At 35.6% G+C, this 17,066-nt stretch carries 19 protein-coding genes; 7 read left to right on the forward strand and 12 right to left on the reverse strand.

Annotated features, from left to right (window positions below; translation table 11 throughout):
* Positions 1 to 268: 268 nt before the first annotated feature.
* Both frr and pyrH read right to left on the reverse strand, forming a co-directional pair.
* Positions 269 to 823, reverse strand: a complete 555-nt coding sequence (gene frr / locus GNY06_RS07055) for a ribosome recycling factor (RefSeq protein ID WP_166519415.1) — start codon at positions 821 to 823, stop codon at positions 269 to 271.
* Between the two features lie 47 nt (positions 824 to 870).
* Positions 871 to 1,575, reverse strand: coding sequence for a UMP kinase (pyrH, locus tag GNY06_RS07060; RefSeq protein WP_166519416.1), 705 nt, complete (start codon positions 1,573 to 1,575; stop codon positions 871 to 873).
* A gap of 147 nt (positions 1,576 to 1,722) precedes the next feature.
* Between pyrH and cmk the strand changes: the two genes are divergently transcribed.
* The 4 genes from cmk (at position 1,723) to GNY06_RS07080 (ending at position 3,703) form a co-directional block, all read left to right on the forward strand.
* Positions 1,723 to 2,391 (forward strand): (d)CMP kinase, encoded by a 669-nt coding sequence (gene cmk / locus GNY06_RS07065; RefSeq protein ID WP_166519417.1) that lies wholly within the window; start codon positions 1,723 to 1,725, stop codon positions 2,389 to 2,391.
* Positions 2,392 to 2,550: 159 nt separating this feature from the next.
* Positions 2,551 to 2,895 carry a YtxH domain-containing protein gene (locus tag GNY06_RS07070; RefSeq protein WP_166519418.1) on the forward strand — a complete coding sequence of 115 codons (345 nt, stop codon included), beginning with the start codon at positions 2,551 to 2,553 and terminating at the stop codon, positions 2,893 to 2,895.
* Positions 2,896 to 2,963: 68 nt separating this feature from the next.
* Positions 2,964 to 3,272, forward strand: coding sequence for a phage holin family protein (locus GNY06_RS07075; RefSeq protein WP_166519419.1), 309 nt, complete (start codon positions 2,964 to 2,966; stop codon positions 3,270 to 3,272).
* 2 nt (positions 3,273 to 3,274) lie between these two features.
* Complete coding sequence (locus GNY06_RS07080; protein ID WP_166519420.1) at positions 3,275 to 3,703, forward strand: hypothetical protein; 429 nt, start codon at positions 3,275 to 3,277, stop codon at positions 3,701 to 3,703.
* A 6-nt stretch (positions 3,704 to 3,709) separates the two neighbouring features.
* Here the strand turns inward: GNY06_RS07080 and GNY06_RS07085 are convergent, their stop codons facing one another.
* Complete coding sequence (locus tag GNY06_RS07085) at positions 3,710 to 4,444, reverse strand: TrmH family RNA methyltransferase (protein WP_166519421.1); 735 nt, start codon at positions 4,442 to 4,444, stop codon at positions 3,710 to 3,712.
* Between GNY06_RS07085 and tamL the strand changes: the two genes are divergently transcribed.
* Positions 4,433 to 7,012 carry a translocation and assembly module lipoprotein TamL gene (tamL, locus tag GNY06_RS07090; RefSeq protein ID WP_166519483.1) on the forward strand — a complete coding sequence of 860 codons (2,580 nt, stop codon included), beginning with the start codon at positions 4,433 to 4,435 and terminating at the stop codon, positions 7,010 to 7,012. The genes GNY06_RS07085 and tamL overlap by 12 nt on opposite strands.
* A 30-nt stretch (positions 7,013 to 7,042) precedes the next feature.
* On the opposite strand, the gene GNY06_RS07095 is transcribed toward tamL, so the two are convergent.
* From GNY06_RS07095 to GNY06_RS07135, 9 genes are all read right to left on the reverse strand, one after another.
* Positions 7,043 to 7,351 carry an ATP-dependent Clp protease adaptor ClpS gene (locus tag GNY06_RS07095; RefSeq protein WP_166519422.1) on the reverse strand — a complete coding sequence of 103 codons (309 nt, stop codon included), beginning with the start codon at positions 7,349 to 7,351 and terminating at the stop codon, positions 7,043 to 7,045.
* Positions 7,332 to 8,690 carry a hemolysin family protein gene (locus tag GNY06_RS07100; protein ID WP_166519423.1) on the reverse strand — a complete coding sequence of 453 codons (1,359 nt, stop codon included), beginning with the start codon at positions 8,688 to 8,690 and terminating at the stop codon, positions 7,332 to 7,334. Before GNY06_RS07100 ends, GNY06_RS07095 begins: the two co-directional genes overlap by 20 nt.
* 227 nt (positions 8,691 to 8,917) lie before the next feature.
* Positions 8,918 to 9,784, reverse strand: a complete 867-nt coding sequence (atpG, locus tag GNY06_RS07105) for an ATP synthase F1 subunit gamma (protein ID WP_166519424.1) — start codon at positions 9,782 to 9,784, stop codon at positions 8,918 to 8,920.
* A gap of 59 nt (positions 9,785 to 9,843) precedes the next feature.
* Complete coding sequence (gene atpA, locus GNY06_RS07110; RefSeq protein ID WP_166519425.1) at positions 9,844 to 11,421, reverse strand: F0F1 ATP synthase subunit alpha; 1,578 nt, start codon at positions 11,419 to 11,421, stop codon at positions 9,844 to 9,846.
* A gap of 15 nt (positions 11,422 to 11,436) precedes the next feature.
* Positions 11,437 to 11,979, reverse strand: a complete 543-nt coding sequence (gene atpH / locus GNY06_RS07115; RefSeq protein WP_166519426.1) for an ATP synthase F1 subunit delta — start codon at positions 11,977 to 11,979, stop codon at positions 11,437 to 11,439.
* A gap of 5 nt (positions 11,980 to 11,984) precedes the next feature.
* Entirely contained in the window at positions 11,985 to 12,479 is a 495-nt protein-coding gene (gene atpF, locus GNY06_RS07120) for a F0F1 ATP synthase subunit B (protein ID WP_166519427.1), read from the reverse strand.
* 91 nt (positions 12,480 to 12,570) lie between these two features.
* Complete coding sequence (gene atpE / locus GNY06_RS07125) at positions 12,571 to 12,780, reverse strand: ATP synthase F0 subunit C (RefSeq protein WP_166519428.1); 210 nt, start codon at positions 12,778 to 12,780, stop codon at positions 12,571 to 12,573.
* Positions 12,781 to 12,827: 47 nt separating this feature from the next.
* Positions 12,828 to 13,895: a F0F1 ATP synthase subunit A gene (atpB, locus tag GNY06_RS07130; protein ID WP_166519429.1), complete on the reverse strand. Its 1,068-nt coding sequence runs from the start codon at positions 13,893 to 13,895 to the stop codon at positions 12,828 to 12,830.
* 550 nt (positions 13,896 to 14,445) lie between these two features.
* Positions 14,446 to 15,138: a zinc metallopeptidase gene (locus GNY06_RS07135; RefSeq protein ID WP_166519430.1), complete on the reverse strand. Its 693-nt coding sequence runs from the start codon at positions 15,136 to 15,138 to the stop codon at positions 14,446 to 14,448.
* A 105-nt stretch (positions 15,139 to 15,243) separates the two neighbouring features.
* Between GNY06_RS07135 and GNY06_RS07140 the strand changes: the two genes are divergently transcribed.
* Both GNY06_RS07140 and GNY06_RS07150 read left to right on the forward strand, forming a co-directional pair.
* Positions 15,244 to 16,368, forward strand: a complete 1,125-nt coding sequence (locus GNY06_RS07140) for a GNAT family N-acetyltransferase (protein ID WP_166519431.1) — start codon at positions 15,244 to 15,246, stop codon at positions 16,366 to 16,368.
* Positions 16,369 to 16,687: 319 nt separating this feature from the next.
* Positions 16,688 to 17,053: an NADH-quinone oxidoreductase subunit A gene (locus GNY06_RS07150; protein WP_166519433.1), complete on the forward strand. Its 366-nt coding sequence runs from the start codon at positions 16,688 to 16,690 to the stop codon at positions 17,051 to 17,053.
* The last annotated feature ends 13 nt before the right edge of the window (positions 17,054 to 17,066 follow it).

The following is a 17,066-nucleotide window of genomic DNA, read 5'->3' on the forward strand; positions in this document are numbered from 1 at the left end:
TTATGTAAAACAAACAATTTACAAAGCTAATACAAAACAGAATATAAAATAATTCAACGATTTGGGCCTTATTTTATGAGCGAATGTAATATTTTTGTTAAAGGCATAGAGCTGTTATATAAAACTCTTTTAGTGACAAAGTTTTCAGCTATACCAAAACACCTGCTTGTAAGCTATTTTATGTCGACGGTTATAAAAATATAAATTATAAAAAAAGACCTTCCACCGGAAGATCTTGTATGAGGTAGATTAAATAATCAGATCAACATTATACTTTCATGATCTCCGCTTCTTTTATCTTAAATTGCTCGTCTGACTTTTTAATATAAAGATCCGTCAGCTCTTGTATTTGTGCTTCTGTACTTTTGATAATATCTTCGGATACAGATTCTAACCGCTTCAATTCCTTATTACCGTCCTGGCGAGCATTGCGAACCGTAACTTTGGTAGCCTCCGTTTCTACTTTCGCTTGTTTTACCAATTCTCTTCTTCGTTCCTCGGTTAAAGGAGGTACATTCAGAATAATCATCTCTCCATTATTTGAAGGCGCAAAACCTAAATTAGAAACAATAATACCCTTTTCTATGGCATTAATAGCCGTTTTATCCCAAGGTTGGATGGCAATGGTCATCGCATCTGGAATGGAAACATTGGCTACTTGGTTAATCGGAGTAGGGACCCCATAATACTCTACCATAACATCCTGAACCATCGTTGTAGAAGCTCTGCCCGCTCTAATTTTCTGAAAGGCATACTCCAAATGCTTTATTGCAGCATCCATTTCCTGCTTTACAGATGCTAGGATGAGTTCTAATTCTTCCATTGTATATTTATCAATTTATGTTAATTATTTTTTACTTATACTATTTTTTAATTAACTAAGGTTCCCACATTTTCTCCCTGTATGAGGCGGATAAGATTCCCTTCCTTATTCATATCAAACACTATAATGGGTAATTTATTTTCGTGACTTAAGGTAAAAGCTGTCATATCCATCACTTTTAAGTTTTTAGCAAATACTTCTTCAAAACTTAAATTCTCAAATTTTACAGCATTTTCATTTTTCTCCGGATCCTTATCGTAGATACCATCCACGCGGGTTCCTTTAAGAATAACATCTGCATTGATTTCAATAGCGCGTAAAGTGGCAGCCGTATCTGTAGTGAAATAGGGATTGCCAGTACCGGCACCAAAAATAACCACCCTTCCTTTCTCCAAATGCCGTACCGCTCTTCTCTTAATAAAAGGCTCTGCTACTTTATCCATTTCAATAGCCGACTGGAGGCGTGTTTTAATATCAAGATCTTCTAATGCTCCTTGTAAAGCCATTCCATTAATTACGGTTGCCAGCATACCCATATAATCGCCTTGCACTCTATCCATACCAGCAGCCGCGCCCGATACTCCCCTAAAAATGTTTCCTCCTCCTATTACAACTGCTACTTCACATCCTAATTCTACTACTTTTTTAATTTCTATCGCATAATCATGAAGTCTTTGGCTATCAATGCCATACTCTTGATTTCCCATAAGAGCTTCGCCACTTAACTTTAGGAGGATTCGTTTATATTTCATCTTTTTTTTTTCGGAAACAAATTTAAGCAAATATCATGAAATGTAATAACCAAAATAATTTATTTGACAAAGCTCAAAATAAATTATTTTTGCATAAAATAATAAAGCATCGAAGACCGCTGTTCATTTCAATCTCAAAGTCTATTCATGAAGAAGAAACCTTTAATCGCGATAGATGGCTTCTCCTCTACTGGAAAGAGTTCAATTTCCAAAATCATCGCACAAAAACTGGGTGTTATCCATATGGATACGGGTGCCCTTTACCGGGGGATTACAGTATACGCTCTCCAACATTTCTTGGAGGGCAACACCATCAATATTCCTCAATTAATACATCATCTGTCGGATATAAAATTAGAGTTCAAATCAATTAAGGGTCATCTTAGCCTTTTTTTAAATGATACCAATATCGACCCTGAAATAAGAGCTCCAAAAGTAGCAGAATATGTGAGTGAGGTAGCCAAGCAACCTGAAATAAGAAATTTTTTACTCTGTATTCAGAGACAAATAGCAAAAAATGGGGGAATTGTAATGGATGGGAGAGATATTGGAACTGTGGTTTTACCGCAGGCTGATTACAAATTTTTTCTTACGGCCAGTCCCCAAGAGCGCGCATTGAGAAGATATAAAGAACTAAAAGAAAACGGAATAGAAGCCGATTTAGAAGAGGTAAAGCGAAATCTACTCATGCGGGACAAAATAGATAGCGAACGCCCTATATCTCCACTTAAGCAGGCTCCAGATGCTATTCTGATTGATAACACCCACCTGGATAAAAAACAAACCATCGCGCTCATATTGTCCTATCTCAAATAATTTTCTTAACTTTATACAACGATATTACCTTATCACTGTATATTCTGATTTAATAAATATTTAATGTAAAACTATTATTTTTGGTATATTAATTGTTATAAACATTTATATGTATTATTTAAATTATACAGCAAAATATTAATTCTAAAAAAAAATAAAATGGCAAAAGGAAAGAATAACGCAGGAATATTGGCTGGCCTATTAGCAGGTGCAGCCGCTGGAGTAATTGTGGGAATGCTCTATGCTCCAGAGGAAGGAAAAGCTACGCGCAAAAAATTAAAAGCTAAAGCGAACGATCTTAAAGATCTGGCTAAAGAAAAATGTGGTGATGTGAGCGAAAGAGTAAAAGACCAATACAGTGTCTTCGCTTCCCAAGCAAAAGATACCTACGGTAAAGTGTCTGATAGCGTGAAGGAGGGCTTTGACAAATATAAGGACCAGGCTGCAGAGAAGGCAAAAAAAGTAGTAAAGGATATTGAATCTGAACTCGACAGCCTTAAATAGCTCAAAATATATAAGGGGACCAAAGCGTGCCCCTTTTTTTTATTATCCTCGACATAAAAACAAAACCTATGTTTAGCATTATTTCGGACTATCTAAAGAAAAAGATGGATCTCTTTAAATTAGAAGTGGTTGAAAAAACACTTACTTCAGCAGGAGCCATTACTTTTTCTATCCTTCTACTGGCGATGCTCACCTTTTTTATAGGTTTGCTGAGTGTGGGCATATCCTTATGGCTCGGAGATATCCTGCAAAATATTTCTTATGGATTCCTAAGTGTATCTGGGTTCTATTTATTCATAATTATCCTAATGATAATTTTCAAAAAAAAATTAAAAAAAGAGTTTACCAATCTTATTCTAAAATATTTTAACAATTAAAAATGGGCACACGATACAATAGTCTTGCAGAATTGATAAAGAAAAAAGATATAGTAAAAGAAGAAGTCAAAGACATGGAAAAAATATTGCGCTTTGAAAACATCAAAAAATCATTAAGCGTATTGACAAATGGCGCCACGGATCAATTTATAAAAGAGAAGTCTCCTCTATACCATTCAGAAGAAAATAAGGATCGAACAGGAAGGCTGCTCAACAAAAAAAACGCAAACAATTCAGCGATAGAAAACGCATTACATTTTAGTTCTTTAGCCTTTGTATTGAATTTAGCAAAAAAAAATCTTAATCATAGTAATTGGAAAAAAAAGGTTTTAGGAATTCTCATCGTGTATGGGGCTCCCATTTTGCTAAGGAAAGTTTCCTCTATGATAGAGGAATGGCAAGAAAAAGAGAAGCAAAAAAACAACCTATAAAAAAGGCTAGTTTTCTCTTGATGCAAAAATTTGCCCCAATATTATACCCGTAGCCATCGCAACATTCAAACTTTCAGTATTTTTTTGGTGGCCAAAACGTGGAATACTAATCTTTCTATAGGCAAAAGTTTCTGTCAAAGGGCGAATTCCATTTCCTTCATTTCCTAAAACTAAATTAAAAACGGATGGAAAATCAGTACTAAAAAGGTTATCCCCATCCATATCGGTCATATAATTGGGGATATCCTTATCGCTCAAAAATTTTGAGAGATCTGTATAGACAATCTTAACTCTGGAAAAAGATCCCATAGACGCTTGGATGACTTTGGGATTGTAAAAATCTACCGTATCCTGGCTACAGACGATTTCTTCTATTCCAAACCAATCAGCCAGTCGAATAATCGTCCCCATATTCCCAGGATCCTGAATACCATCCAATACCAGTCTTATTTTAGGCTTTGAATCTAAAGACTGAGAAAGCGGCACACAAACAGCTACTGAATCTTTAGGGTGTTGGAGGAAACTTATTTTTTTTAATTCTACTTCGGTAACAGCATGTATTTCAATATCATAAACATTAAACTCCTCAGGATTAAGGGAATAAATCGCTTGTATCTTAAAGGCCGATTGGATTAACTCTCTAATAATTTTATTACCTTCAACTAAAAACAAATTGTATTTTTGTCTGAATTTCTTTTTATCTAAAGATTGTAAAGTTTTAATGGTATGATGGGTAAGCATTCTTCAAAATATGTTCAAAAATATTATTTATTTTCGGCAACTGCAATTGTATTTTTATTACTGTACGCATGTTCGACTAGAAAAGTTCCCGAAGGCTCCTATTTACTTACAGCTAATAAGTTCAAATACAAGGATAACAAATTATTTCAAGATAAAGTTCCCGATTTTGTGCATCAGAAGCCCAATAAAAAAACTTTATTTCTGGCACCTATAGGTTTGTGGATTTATAATATGGCAAATCCTAAAATGGATACTATACTCAATGAGTATATGACTTACCCTAGCCATATGAGAACCCAAAAACTTCGCGACTCTCTTTCATTAAAATATAACCAGTCAGACCTGGTGGGCAAAAACATGTTTTGGAACAGGGTTTTTCATAATCTCGGCCAAGCACCGGTAATAATCAATCAAGATGCAACTGAAAAAAGCGCGGAAAGAATTCGAAAATTTTTTGTATACAAAGGCTATTGGGACACCCGTGTATGGGGTAAAAACCAGTTAAATACTAAAAGAAAAAAAGCCACTGCCCTGTATAAAATAGAACATAAACAACCTACACTTATTAAAGATTACTATTATAATATCCCCGAAAAGCCGATTCGGGAGCTTTATGAAAAAAGTTTTGATAAAAGCTTTATTAAAACTGGAAAAATCTTAGATCAGGAAGAATTAGAAAAAGAAGTCTCGCGTATTACTGAAATTATGAGAAGCGAGGGTTACTATAACTTCAACAATAGTAATGAAGAGCTCTTCTTCACCGCAGATACTTTAAAAAGCAGAAAAGAGGTCCCTCTTACCCTGGAATTTAAACGGGATAGTATGAAACCTCCCTACGTGGTCAATAAATTATCTGCCGTTAAAGTGTATATTTCGGATACTCCACTCAATCTCGACAGTATAAAATCTGAGGAGTATGAAAGGCTGAGAAATATTAACTTTTACAATCCAGAAAAAAAATATAATAACAAAGCGCTATGGAACGCTGTTCTTTTAAAGGAAGGTGAACAATATAATCAGCGAGAAATAGAACTTACCAAGCGGAATCTGGCTGGAATGAATAATTTTAATATAAATGATTTTAGAATTAAACAGGAACAAGATAGCCTTCTCACTACCCAAATTTCTCTTATACCTCTTCCTAAATACGACTTCAAAATAGCCACTGATATCCATTATTCACAGATTCTCAACTTAGGCTTTTCACCCAGTGTAGAACTTACTTCGCGTAATATATTCGGAAGCGCTGAAAACCTTAGCACCAGCTTTTCTGGGGTTATGGGTACCACCTATAACGCTAAAAAACCCAATAGCTATTTTAATGCCTATGAACTATCCGCTCAGGTAGCTTTGAATATCCCTCGCCTCTTAATTCCTGTAAAATATTATAAAATACCCAAAAAATATACCCCTACCACATCCATTCTGTTGGGAACATCTATTCAGAATAATATTGGATTGGGCAGAATTAGCTTTAATACAGGACTTAATTATAATGCTATTATCAATGATATTATCACACATCGTTTAACCTTGTTTAATACCCAACTTAACTTCACCCGAAATAAGGGTGAATATTATACCCTATTTCCGAAAGATGACGAATATAGAAACTCTATATTTAATGCCTATTTTGCTCAAAACTGGGGAATACGCGATCAATTTTATGCTGGAGAACTTAGTGAAGATGATGTAAGTAGAATGATTATAAGAGATAGCGACTTTCAAAATTCCATTTCAGCACAAGAAAATCCTATTTTCAATAATTTTCAACAATCCTTATTGAACAAAGAACGACAAACTCAGGATGTTCTGATCAGTTCTATTATCTACAATTTCACCTATAATGAAATAGGAAATAAGGCCTATAGCAACCCCTCGTATTTTAATTTAAAGTTTGAGACAGCAGGTAATTTTCTAAGCCTTGTAGATAAAAAATTTAAAAGTTTTATCTCTGGAATTGCAGGTGAAAGAACTGAAAAAGGATTTTTAGATGTTCCCTATTCGCAATTTATAAAATTTGACGTGGATATGCGTAAATATTTTATATTCCCCCATAACCGGACTTCATTGATATTTCGTCAATTCATAGGAGTGGGAATTCCTTATGGGAACTCTCATGTGATGCCTTATATGAGATCCTATTTCAATGGAGGATCCAATGACATTCGTGCCTGGTTAGCTTTTGGAGGATTGGGACCGGCTGATATCCTCGTCGATAAAAATGTGCGTTCTTATATGCTAGATAATGTTAAGATAACCTCTAATATCGAATACCGCTTCCCTCTATCCAAAATGATAGAAGGCGCTCTTTTCACTGATGCAGGAAATATTTGGAGCCTCAAAAATACCGGAATTGGCGATGAATTTAAATTTGATAAATTCTATAAACAATTAGGAATAGGCTCAGGATTCGGATTTCGGTTCAATATCGCCTACGTTACTTTAAGGCTTGATTTGGCTTATAAAATATACGATCCCAACCGACCTGAAGGTGAAAGATGGAACTTTAATAGGATAAAACCTCTACAGCCTACCTTTAACTTCGCATTTGGTTATCCCTTTTAATAAAAAAAGGTCAGTTTATGCTGACCTTTTTTAAACGATCTCAGAAGTAAGCCCTCTGGATATTAATTTTTTATGCATGGGTTTTAACAAATCCATACTCCCTGTTTTTACAGTACATTTCCCCTTATAGTGAACCAATAAAGTACACTGCTCGGCTTGCTCCAGGGTATGCTTACAGATTTCAATCAAACATTCGATTACAAAATCGAAGGTATTGAAATTATCGTTGTAAAGAACTAATTTGTATACGTCATCTAGCTGATCCATCACTTCTACGTCCTCTTCATACTCTCGTTTTGGATCGTCGTAACTCAGCGAATCAAACTTCTCCCATTTCATCTTTTAAACCTTCTTCGATTACATATTGTTGAAATACCATCTCTACCAATTCTACACCACGATTCTGCATTTTCAGAATCTTAAAGTGATATGCGTTTAGATCAAACTCCTGATTCTCTTCTGGTATATCGCTCAACTCGTGCAGAATAAAACCTGCTAATGTATTATATTGTTCAGGATTTTCGGGCAAACCGACAGGAAGATACTCATTAATCTCTTCTAAAGGCTGGGAAGCCTGAATCCAATAAATATTTTCACCTACTTTTTCTACTACTTTTTCCTCTTCATCTTCTTCATCCTGGATCTCTCCTACCAGTTCTTCTAGTATATCTTCTAAAGAGATAATTCCCTCGGTACCTCCAAACTCATCGATAACAATAGCCAAATGCTGTTTTTTCGCTTGAAAAATCTTTAAAAGATCGGATATTTTCTTGCTTCCCACTACAAACATAGGTTCATGTAAAAGGGTCTGAATATCAAAATCCTCCCATTGATCAAAATTTTTAATATATTCCCGAATAAATTCTTTGGTATAAAAAATACCGATAATATTATCGATGGATTCGTTATAAACAGGAATTCTGGAATAGCCGCTATCCAACATTTTTTCTACAATTTTCTTCTTATCTTCCGCGATATTAATAGAAAAAATATTCTGCCGAGGGACCATAATCTGTTTGGCACTATGATCTGTAAAATCAAAAGCGTTTTTAATGATTTCGTAATTTTCTTCCTCGATCTCTCCACTATCTGCACTTTGTTTGACTAAAAGTTGTAACTCTTCGGTAGAGTGAATTTCGTTCTCAGTGGCTGGATGAATCTTAATGAGTCTTAAAAAAGCATTGGAAAAAGAATTCATCAACCATATAAAAGGTTTAAATACATTGTAGAACAAAATCATGGGATAAGCGACAAAGAAAGTGGTCGATTCGGATTTGCGTATGGCTATAGATTTAGGAACCAGCTCTCCAAAGACGATATGCATCATGGTAATAATGAGAAAACTCGATACCACAGAAATGGTGGTAATAGAGGAATCTGGGATCTCAATACCTAAACGGTAGAATAAATCCTGAAATACATGATGTAGTGCACTTTCCCCTACCCATCCTAAAGCCAAACTGGCGAGGGTTATCCCTAACTGTGTCGCGGATAGATAGGCATCCATATGCTTAATAATAGACTCTGCTTTCTTAGCCAATATATTGCCTTCTGCAGCTTTTATTTGGATTTGTGAATATCTTACTTTAACGATTGAAAATTCTGCGGCTACAAAGAAGCCATTTAGTAATACTAGAAAAAGGGCAATTAGAAGTTTGACAAAACTATCGGGGTCCATTTAATTATGTTAATAATATAATCTCTTGCAAAGATATACTTTTTTTTAATATAGACTTTGAATTTGTCGACTCCTTGACTTATTTTCCTCTATCCATCATCATTTTATTGCTTTAGACTTTATCTCGCCTAAACAATAGGGAGTATTATTCTTGTATCAGGTCTGTAAAATAAAAGAAGCATTTACCCTTGTGGGTAAATGCTTCTTTTATCTTTTGAACTTTATGTCTAACTATTTTTTAAAGCTTCGGCTCCAGATACAATTTCCAATATCTCATTGGTTATAGCCGCCTGCCGCGCTTTATTATAGAAGATGACCAAATCACTCTTCAAGGCCTGAGCATTATCGGTAGCTTTATGCATGGCGGTCATTCTTGCTCCATGTTCAGAAGCGATAGAGTCCAATATTGCTTTGTATACCTGAGTTTTAATAGATTTCGGAATAAGGGTATCCAATATTTCTTTACGATTAGGCTCAAAGATATAATCGGTTTCAATTCTATTGCTATTCTTTTTTTTCGGCATTGCAATAGGAAGAAGTTTTTCGGTTTGCACCTCTTGTGTAGCTGCATTAATAAACTTATTGTATACCAGATACACTTCATCAAAAAAACCCTGGCGGAAATCTCGCATCACATTTTCTACCACATGTGCAACGCTTTCAAATGTCAAAGAATCGTAGATATCACTATGATTATCATAAATTTTCTTAGTTGACTTAAATGCATCAAATGCTTTTTTACCTATGGTTAAGACTTCAATATCTAAACCCACATGCTGCTGGTACTGTGCACTGATTTCTTTAATAACAGAAGAATTGAATGCTCCCGCTAAACCTCTGTTAGAAGTAATCGCCAGAAACAAAACTCTTTTAACTTCTCTTCGCTGAGCATACATCGATAATTTCTCCTTATCAAACGTACTACTTACATTTTCTATTATTTCCTGAAGTTTTTCGGAGTAAGGGCGAAGCATCACAACCGCATCCTGTGCCTTTTTTAGTTTCGCAGCCGAAACCATTTTCATTGCACTGGTAATTTGCATGGTAGATGAAATGGATGAAATCCTTCCTCGTATTTCTTTTAAGTTTGCCATTCTTCGAGTTCAAAGTTTAAAGTTCAGGGTTGCTTTTTTAACCCCGAACATTGCATATTTTAGTTGTATTTCGCCACAATATCTTCAGCCACCTGCTTCAATATAGAAGTGAGGTTATCATCATATTTTCCGGCCTTTAATGCCGCCAACGTATCGGCATGTTTTGCTTTTAGAAAATCTACATAATCTCTCAAAAAGCTTTTCACCTTGGTAATAGGGACTTTTCTCATTAGATTCTCCGTACCGGCATAAATCATGGCGATTTGCTCCTCTACAGGCAGTGGAGAGTTAACACCTTGTTTTAATACCTCTACATTTCTTTCTCCCTTGGAGATGACCGCTAAAGTGGCAGCATCTAAATCGGAACCGAATTTGGCAAAAGCCTCTAATTCTTTATACTGAGCCTGATCCAGTTTTAGGGTTCCTGAAACCTTCTTCATAGATTTTATCTGTGCATTCCCACCTACACGAGATACAGAAATCCCCACGTTAATGGCCGGACGTACACCAGAGTTAAATAAGTCGGACTCCAAGAAAATCTGCCCGTCGGTAATAGAAATTACATTGGTAGGAATATACGCCGAAACGTCTCCTGCTTGCGTTTCAATAATAGGAAGGGCTGTTAAAGATCCTCCTCCTTTTACCAAAGGCTTCAGGCTCTCTGGTAAATCGTTCATTTGTCCAGCTACTTCATCATCACCAATGATTTTTGCAGCTCTTTCGAGTAATCTGGAGTGAAGATAGAAAACATCCCCTGGATAAGCTTCACGTCCCGGAGGTCTTCTTAAAAGAAGAGAAAGCTCACGATAAGCTACAGCTTGTTTAGAAAGGTCATCGTAAATAATCAATGCTGGACGTCCAGTATCTCTAAAGTACTCTCCAATTGCAGCCCCCGCTAATGGCGCATATACCTGCATTGGAGAAGGATCCGATGCATTTGCAGTCACCACCACAGTATAAGCCATAGCTCCCTTATTTTCTAAGGTTTTTACAATTTGTGCTACTGTAGATCCTTTTTGGCCTACTGCCACATATATACAAAATACAGGCTGACCTGCATCATAAAATTCTTTTTGATTGAGGATCGTATCAATGGCTACCGTAGTTTTACCTGTTTGGCGGTCACCGATAATAAGCTCTCTCTGACCTCTTCCAATAGGAATCATGGAGTCTATTGCCACAATACCCGTCTGTAGAGGTTCTGTTACCGGCTGACGGAAAATAACACCCGGAGCTTTTCTCTCCAAAGGCATTTCATATAAATCACCTGATATGGCACCTTTACCATCTATAGGATTACCTAGAGTATCCACTACACGACCTAATAAACCTTCTCCAACTTTAATAGAAGCAATGGTGTTGGTCCTCTTAACGGTATCTCCTTCTTTTACAGCTTTAGATTGCCCCAAAAGCGCTACACCCACATTATCTTCTTCCAAGTTAAGCACCATTCCCTCAACCCCACTTTCAAATCGAACAAGTTCACCATATTGTACGTTTTCCAAACCGTAAACACGCGCAATACCGTCACCGATTTGAAGTACGGTTCCTACTTCCTGAACATCGCTTTGAGTATCAAAGTTTGCCAATTGTTGTTTTAAAATTGCAGATACTTCTGCCGGATTTATTTCTGCCATTTTGGTCTGATTATCTTAGTTAAGTTCAATTTTTTTTCTAATGTTAGACAACTTCGTTCTTACGGAATCATCTACCTGCAAATCCCCCACTCTTAGGATATATCCTCCCAAGATATCAGGTTTAACACTGATTTGCATATCAATGGTCTTATCATGATTAACCAATGAAGAGTTTTTTAATATCCGATCAATATTTTTTGGCGAGAGCTGTATAGCCGTAGTCAAAGAAATCCTTTGTATACCATTCAGGTCCTCCACGCTATTAATATATTCTTGTGCAATAGCTTTAAGCTGATCTTCTCTACCACTTCTAATCGCTAAAGCTATAATATTGCGACTGGTTGGAGAGAATGTTGAAAAAATATTCTCTGTAACGCTTATTTTCTTTTTTGCTTCTATAAAAGGGCTATTAAAAAACGCATTGAGCTCTTTTGAAGCCTCCAGAATTTTAACAAGATCTTTCATTTCACCGAAAACAGAAGCTGTATTCTGAACTTCCTGCGTAAATACCAACAAACCTTTTGCGTATCTCTTCGCTACTTTAGATGTTCTCCGCATCTGACTTAGTTTAAGTTAGATTGATTAAGAATATTTTCTACCAGCTGATTTTGAGCATCATGTCCCTCCAATTTTTGTCGAAGTATAGACTCCGCAATAGTGAGGGAAAGTTCTCCCACCTGAGTTTTAATAGCCGACATAGCTGCATTTTTCTCTGAGAGAATAGTTTGTCTCGCTTGTTCAATTATTTTATCACTTTCAGCTTTTGCTACATCTTTAGCTTCGCCTACAATTCTGTCTTTAATTTGTCGGGCTTCCTTAAGGATCGCTTCTCTTTCTAGTTTAGCCTCACGTATAATTCTCTCATTATCCGCCTTTAAATGCTGCATTTCAGCCTTTGCTAACTTCACCTGATTAAGGGCATCTATAATATTGGTCTCTCTAGTATTAACGGCTGAAAGAATAGGCTTCCAAGCAAACTTACCTAAAAGAATCACTAAAATTAAAAAAACAAGAGTGGTCCAAAATATGTTACCAATTGAAGGAGTTAATAAATCCATTTATAATATTTTTATATTATTCAGTTTAAGATTTTAAATAAGATTAATAGAAATTCTGTAAACCAAACGTTTACAGAATTTCTAATTTTGACTATTGGTTTCCAAGCATTGCTACTACGATACCAAATAGACCAGCACCCTCAATAAGAGCTGCTGCGATAATCATTGCAGTCTGGATTTTTCCTGATTGCTCTGGCTGTCTTGCAATAGCGTCCATTGCATGACCTCCAATTTTACCAATACCTAATCCAACGCCAAGAACTGCTAAACCAGCTCCAATTGCTGCGATACTACCTGTCATAATTTTATATTTAAAATGGTTGTTTTTTTTTATAATTTATATCTCAATTAATGTGCATGATGGGGTTCCTCCACTGCCATACCAATAAACAGGGCAGTTAATAGGGTAAATATATACGCCTGCAAAGCCGCTACTAAAACCTCCAAAACATTAATAAATAGGGTCAAGGCTACAGACACAGGTGCCACTGCATAAGATTGCATAATAAAGATCAATGAAACCAAACTCAGAATGACAATATGCCCCGCCGTCATGTTCGCAAAAAGACGAATCATCAATGCTATAGGTTTGGTAAACATTCCTAAAATCTCCACAGGCACCAAGATAATATATACCAAAATCTTACCTACCCATGGCATATTATTACCCAGAGGATCTAAGATATGCGACCAGTACGTCTTTCTACCATTAATATTAACAATTAAAAAGGTCAATACAGCCAATACCATGGTGAAAGCAATATTACCCGTAACATTTGCAGAACCCGGAAGCAATCCCAGAATATTCATTAACCATAAAAACAGAAAAAGCGTCACCAAGTAAGGCACAAATCTTTTGTATTTTACAGAACCTATATTTTGTAAAGCAATATCATCTCTAACAAAAACAATCAAAGGCTCTATAAACTTAGCCACTCCGGAAGGGATTTCAGATTTCTTATAGCTAGCTTTAGTAGCAAAAGCCAATAAAATCATAATAAGGGCTGCTAATAACATCTGAGCAACCACCTTTGTGATAGAGAAATCCAAAGGCATTTTATGCCCTAACTCTCCATCCTGCACATCCAAGGTACCGGCCTGATCCGTTTTGTAGATTTTATTATGGTGAATTTTATAATAATTCTCCCCAATTTTAGCCACCTGATCTTCATGTGCACCAAACTTTGCAGAAGAAAATATATGAAGTCCATTATCCCACAATATCACCGGAAGAGAAATACTTACAGCGTTTTCTCCTTCTCCCCAAAAATGCCAGGAATGCGAATCCGATATATGATGCATGATATCAGGAACAGGGTTATACTTATCAGACTTTGGCTGCTCCTCTACAGAAGAAGCAAATACAAACCCTGCGACTAAAAACGTAATCAAATAAAGGATTTTCTTTACATTCATACCGGAACTCTAATTTTTTTGCAAAAATAAGGATTTTAATGAGATTTCAAAGCTTCTTGAGTTTATTTCTTTACATGACTTTTATCCTGTATTTTAATCAAAGCCACAACCATAGCTGTTTCTAAAAGTAAGTAATACCAATAAAAGCCAAAGTATAATACAAGATGTTGCTTTATAACAGGAAAGTGATAAACCAGAAAAACCACTGCCCCCATTTTTACTAAAAGGAAGCTAAGATATATAGAAGCGATCAGATCTTGTTTAAAACAACTAATCCCTATTATACTGGACAGGCTTATAAAATGGAGGAAAAAAAACAAAAAATGCAACCTATAAGAGACGCCCACTCCCCTTGTCTCTAATACAAAATGAACCCCAAAAGCTAAAACACTAAAAATCAAAAATAAAACCAATAGCAACCATGGTGATAAAATCTTATATTTCATAAGCGCAAAGATGCTATTTTATTCTTTAATTTCCTATAAAACAAAGGGGGTGAAAGATCAATTTCACCCCATAGATAGATATAATAATTTAGTTTTAGTGTTTATCAATCTCTCTTATCTCCATACAACATGGAGGCAAAATATACAAGTTGGGCTAGAGATCCTAAAGCAGCTACCACATAAGTTCTAGCCGCCCATTTTAAAGAATCTTGCGCCGCTGCCTTTTCTTCTACACTTACCGTACCACTTTTCTCAAGCCATTGCAATGCCCTATTACTCGCGTCATATTCCACCGGTAAAGTCACAAAAGCAAAAACAGTGGTAACGGCAAACAGCATTACGCCTACCGCCAATAAGGTCTTACTACCGCTTAGCGCCATCAACATAATTCCGGCAAACAAAACAAACTGAAGCAATTTGGAACTAAAATTAACAACAGGCACCAATTTAGATCTGAGTCTCAACATAGAATACCCCACTGCATGTTGAATAGCATGCCCGCATTCATGAGCTGCTACCGCTGCCGCAGCCGCATTTCTTTGCATATACACCGCTTCAGAAAGATTCACCGTTTTACTTACGGGGTCGTAGTGATCGGTTAATTGCCCCGGAACGGATATTACCTCTACATCTTTAATATTATTATCCATAAGCATTTTTTCAGCGATCTCTTTGCCCGACATGCTATTTCGCAACCTAAGCCCAGCATAATAATCAAACTTAGATTTCAACTTATTTTGCACGATTACACTAATCAAAAATATGAGCAACAATAACAAATAATAATAATTCACCATCTCAGTACATTTCTGTATAAAAATTACTTTATATATGCAGGAAAAACCATGCCAAAAATTACAAAAAAATTACAATTGTTTATATTTGCAAAAAAAATAAATAACATGTCGGAAATTACCCTCAAAAAAGTGACTAATAATAAAATGCTTATAGATTTTATTAATTTTCCGATGAGTCTCTATAAAGACAATCCCTATTATGTACCTTCTTTCATTCAGGATGAAAAACAAATATGGAATCCTAAGGAGAATCCTGCACTAGAATACAGCGAAGCAGAGCTATACATGGCTTATCAAAATAACCGCATCGTGGGGAGAATCGCCCTTATGATTAACCATAAAGAAGCCCAAGAACTAAACATTCATAAAGTACGCTTCGGATGGTTGGATTTCATTAATGATATTAGGGTCTCTCAAGCTCTGATCAATAAAGCTATAGAATACGCACAACTAAAGGGAATTCATAAGATAGAAGGACCTATGGGCCTAACCAATTTAGATAAAGCCGGCATGCTAACTATGGGGTTTGACAAACTGGCCACTATGATAGGGATTTACAATTTTGAATACTACCCTCAACACCTTGAGCAACTTGGCCTTATTAAAGAAAAAGAATGGATAGAATTTGAAATTACCTTCCCCGATACCTTAAGCGACAAGGTATTAAAATTCAATGATTTAATTAAACAGAAATACAAACTTAAGGTAGTGGATTTTAAAAATAAAAAAGATATACTACCTCTAGTAGAACCCATGTTTAAGCTTCTGGATGAAACTTATAAGAACCTCTCCACTTACACTCCTATTACAAACCAACAGATCCAGATGTATAAGAAAAAATATTTTGGATTGATTAATAAAGATTTCATCATCTGTATTACAGACTCCCAACAAAAGCTCATCGCTTTCGCCATCACCATGCCTTCTTATTCAGAGGCTTTACAGAAATCTAAAGGCAAGCTATTTCCATTCGGATGGTGGCATTTGCTACAAGCCGGAAAAAAAACGGATAGAGCTAATTTCTACCTCATCGGCATCCACCCCGATTACCAACGCAGAGGCGTTACTGCTATTATTTTCAAAGAGATCTACAACACCTTCAAAAAAAGAGGCATTAAATTCCTAGAAACCAATCCAGAACTTGAAGAAAACACCCAGATCCAACTTTTATGGCAAGATTACAATCCCGTAAACCATAAACGAAGAAGAACCTACTCAAAAGAACTCTAATCGTCAACGCCTAACTTATGAAAAAACAGCTTATTATATACGCTTTTCTTATTGCCGTCTTCTTCATTTACAATCAATTTTTCAGGATTCAGAACGAGCAAACCAATGATTTAATCAATCTTATTTTTTCCAGTTTTCTGTTCTTATATATCGCTTACATTGCTTTTATAATTTTAAAGAAAATAAGAGGTAAAAAATAGTTTATTTTTAACCATTCTAAATTATCTTTCTAACTCATAATCAACATGAAACAATGTCTTTGTAATTTCTATTTTAGGCATATTTTTAGTATTATTGCATGTTAGTAATATGATATATAATGAGTGTGCCAGAAAATTATATCCCTATACTAATTCAAGCGGCAGTATCCATTGGTTTTGTGATAGTTACAATCATATCTTCCAGCTTGTTGGGGCCTAAAGTAAAAGGAAAAGTAAAAGAAGAAGTTTTTGAAAGTGGTTATAAGTCTGTAGGAGATGCAAGAACGCCTTTCTCTGTAAAATATTTTCTCACTGCTATTCTTTTTGTTCTATTTGATATAGAAATTGTTTTCTTTTATCCTTATGCTGTTAACTTCAAACATTTTGGGGTAGAGGGCTTTATGGCGATTGTAACGTTTGTAGCGATCTTTTTCATTGCATTTTTTTATGTTCTGAAAAGGGGCGCATTGGATTGGGATAAATAACAAATCTTTAACC

Origin of the sequence: Elizabethkingia argenteiflava (assembly GCF_009904105.1) — a bacterium.
Taxonomy (GTDB): Bacteria; Bacteroidota; Bacteroidia; order Flavobacteriales; family Weeksellaceae; genus Elizabethkingia; species Elizabethkingia argenteiflava.

What these genes read in the sequence shown, in the direction of transcription:
- GNY06_RS07080 (WP_166519420.1), top strand. Translation starts at nt 3,275, where the DNA reads ATGGGCACACGATACAATAGTCTTGCAGAATTGATAAAGAAAAAAGAT.
- GNY06_RS07140 (WP_166519431.1), top strand. Translation starts at nt 15,244, where the DNA reads ATGTCGGAAATTACCCTCAAAAAAGTGACTAATAATAAAATGCTTATA.
- atpH (WP_166519426.1), bottom strand. Translation starts at nt 11,979, where the DNA reads ATGCGGAGAACATCTAAAGTAGCGAAGAGATACGCAAAAGGTTTGTTG.
- atpF (WP_166519427.1), bottom strand. Translation starts at nt 12,479, where the DNA reads ATGGATTTATTAACTCCTTCAATTGGTAACATATTTTGGACCACTCTT.
- GNY06_RS07095 (WP_166519422.1), bottom strand. Translation starts at nt 7,351, where the DNA reads ATGAAATGGGAGAAGTTTGATTCGCTGAGTTACGACGATCCAAAACGA.
- GNY06_RS07070 (WP_166519418.1), top strand. Translation starts at nt 2,551, where the DNA reads ATGGCAAAAGGAAAGAATAACGCAGGAATATTGGCTGGCCTATTAGCA.
- cmk (WP_166519417.1), top strand. Translation starts at nt 1,723, where the DNA reads ATGAAGAAGAAACCTTTAATCGCGATAGATGGCTTCTCCTCTACTGGA.
- atpA (WP_166519425.1), bottom strand. Translation starts at nt 11,421, where the DNA reads ATGGCAGAAATAAATCCGGCAGAAGTATCTGCAATTTTAAAACAACAA.
- GNY06_RS07150 (WP_166519433.1), top strand. Translation starts at nt 16,688, where the DNA reads ATGAGTGTGCCAGAAAATTATATCCCTATACTAATTCAAGCGGCAGTA.
- GNY06_RS07085 (WP_166519421.1), bottom strand. Translation starts at nt 4,444, where the DNA reads ATGCTTACCCATCATACCATTAAAACTTTACAATCTTTAGATAAAAAG.
- frr (WP_166519415.1), bottom strand. Translation starts at nt 823, where the DNA reads ATGGAAGAATTAGAACTCATCCTAGCATCTGTAAAGCAGGAAATGGAT.
- pyrH (WP_166519416.1), bottom strand. Translation starts at nt 1,575, where the DNA reads ATGAAATATAAACGAATCCTCCTAAAGTTAAGTGGCGAAGCTCTTATG.
- tamL (WP_166519483.1), top strand. Translation starts at nt 4,433, where the DNA reads ATGGGTAAGCATTCTTCAAAATATGTTCAAAAATATTATTTATTTTCG.
- GNY06_RS07135 (WP_166519430.1), bottom strand. Translation starts at nt 15,138, where the DNA reads ATGGTGAATTATTATTATTTGTTATTGTTGCTCATATTTTTGATTAGT.
- GNY06_RS07075 (WP_166519419.1), top strand. Translation starts at nt 2,964, where the DNA reads ATGTTTAGCATTATTTCGGACTATCTAAAGAAAAAGATGGATCTCTTT.
- atpG (WP_166519424.1), bottom strand. Translation starts at nt 9,784, where the DNA reads ATGGCAAACTTAAAAGAAATACGAGGAAGGATTTCATCCATTTCATCT.
- GNY06_RS07100 (WP_166519423.1), bottom strand. Translation starts at nt 8,690, where the DNA reads ATGGACCCCGATAGTTTTGTCAAACTTCTAATTGCCCTTTTTCTAGTA.
- atpE (WP_166519428.1), bottom strand. Translation starts at nt 12,780, where the DNA reads ATGACAGGTAGTATCGCAGCAATTGGAGCTGGTTTAGCAGTTCTTGGC.
- atpB (WP_166519429.1), bottom strand. Translation starts at nt 13,895, where the DNA reads ATGAATGTAAAGAAAATCCTTTATTTGATTACGTTTTTAGTCGCAGGG.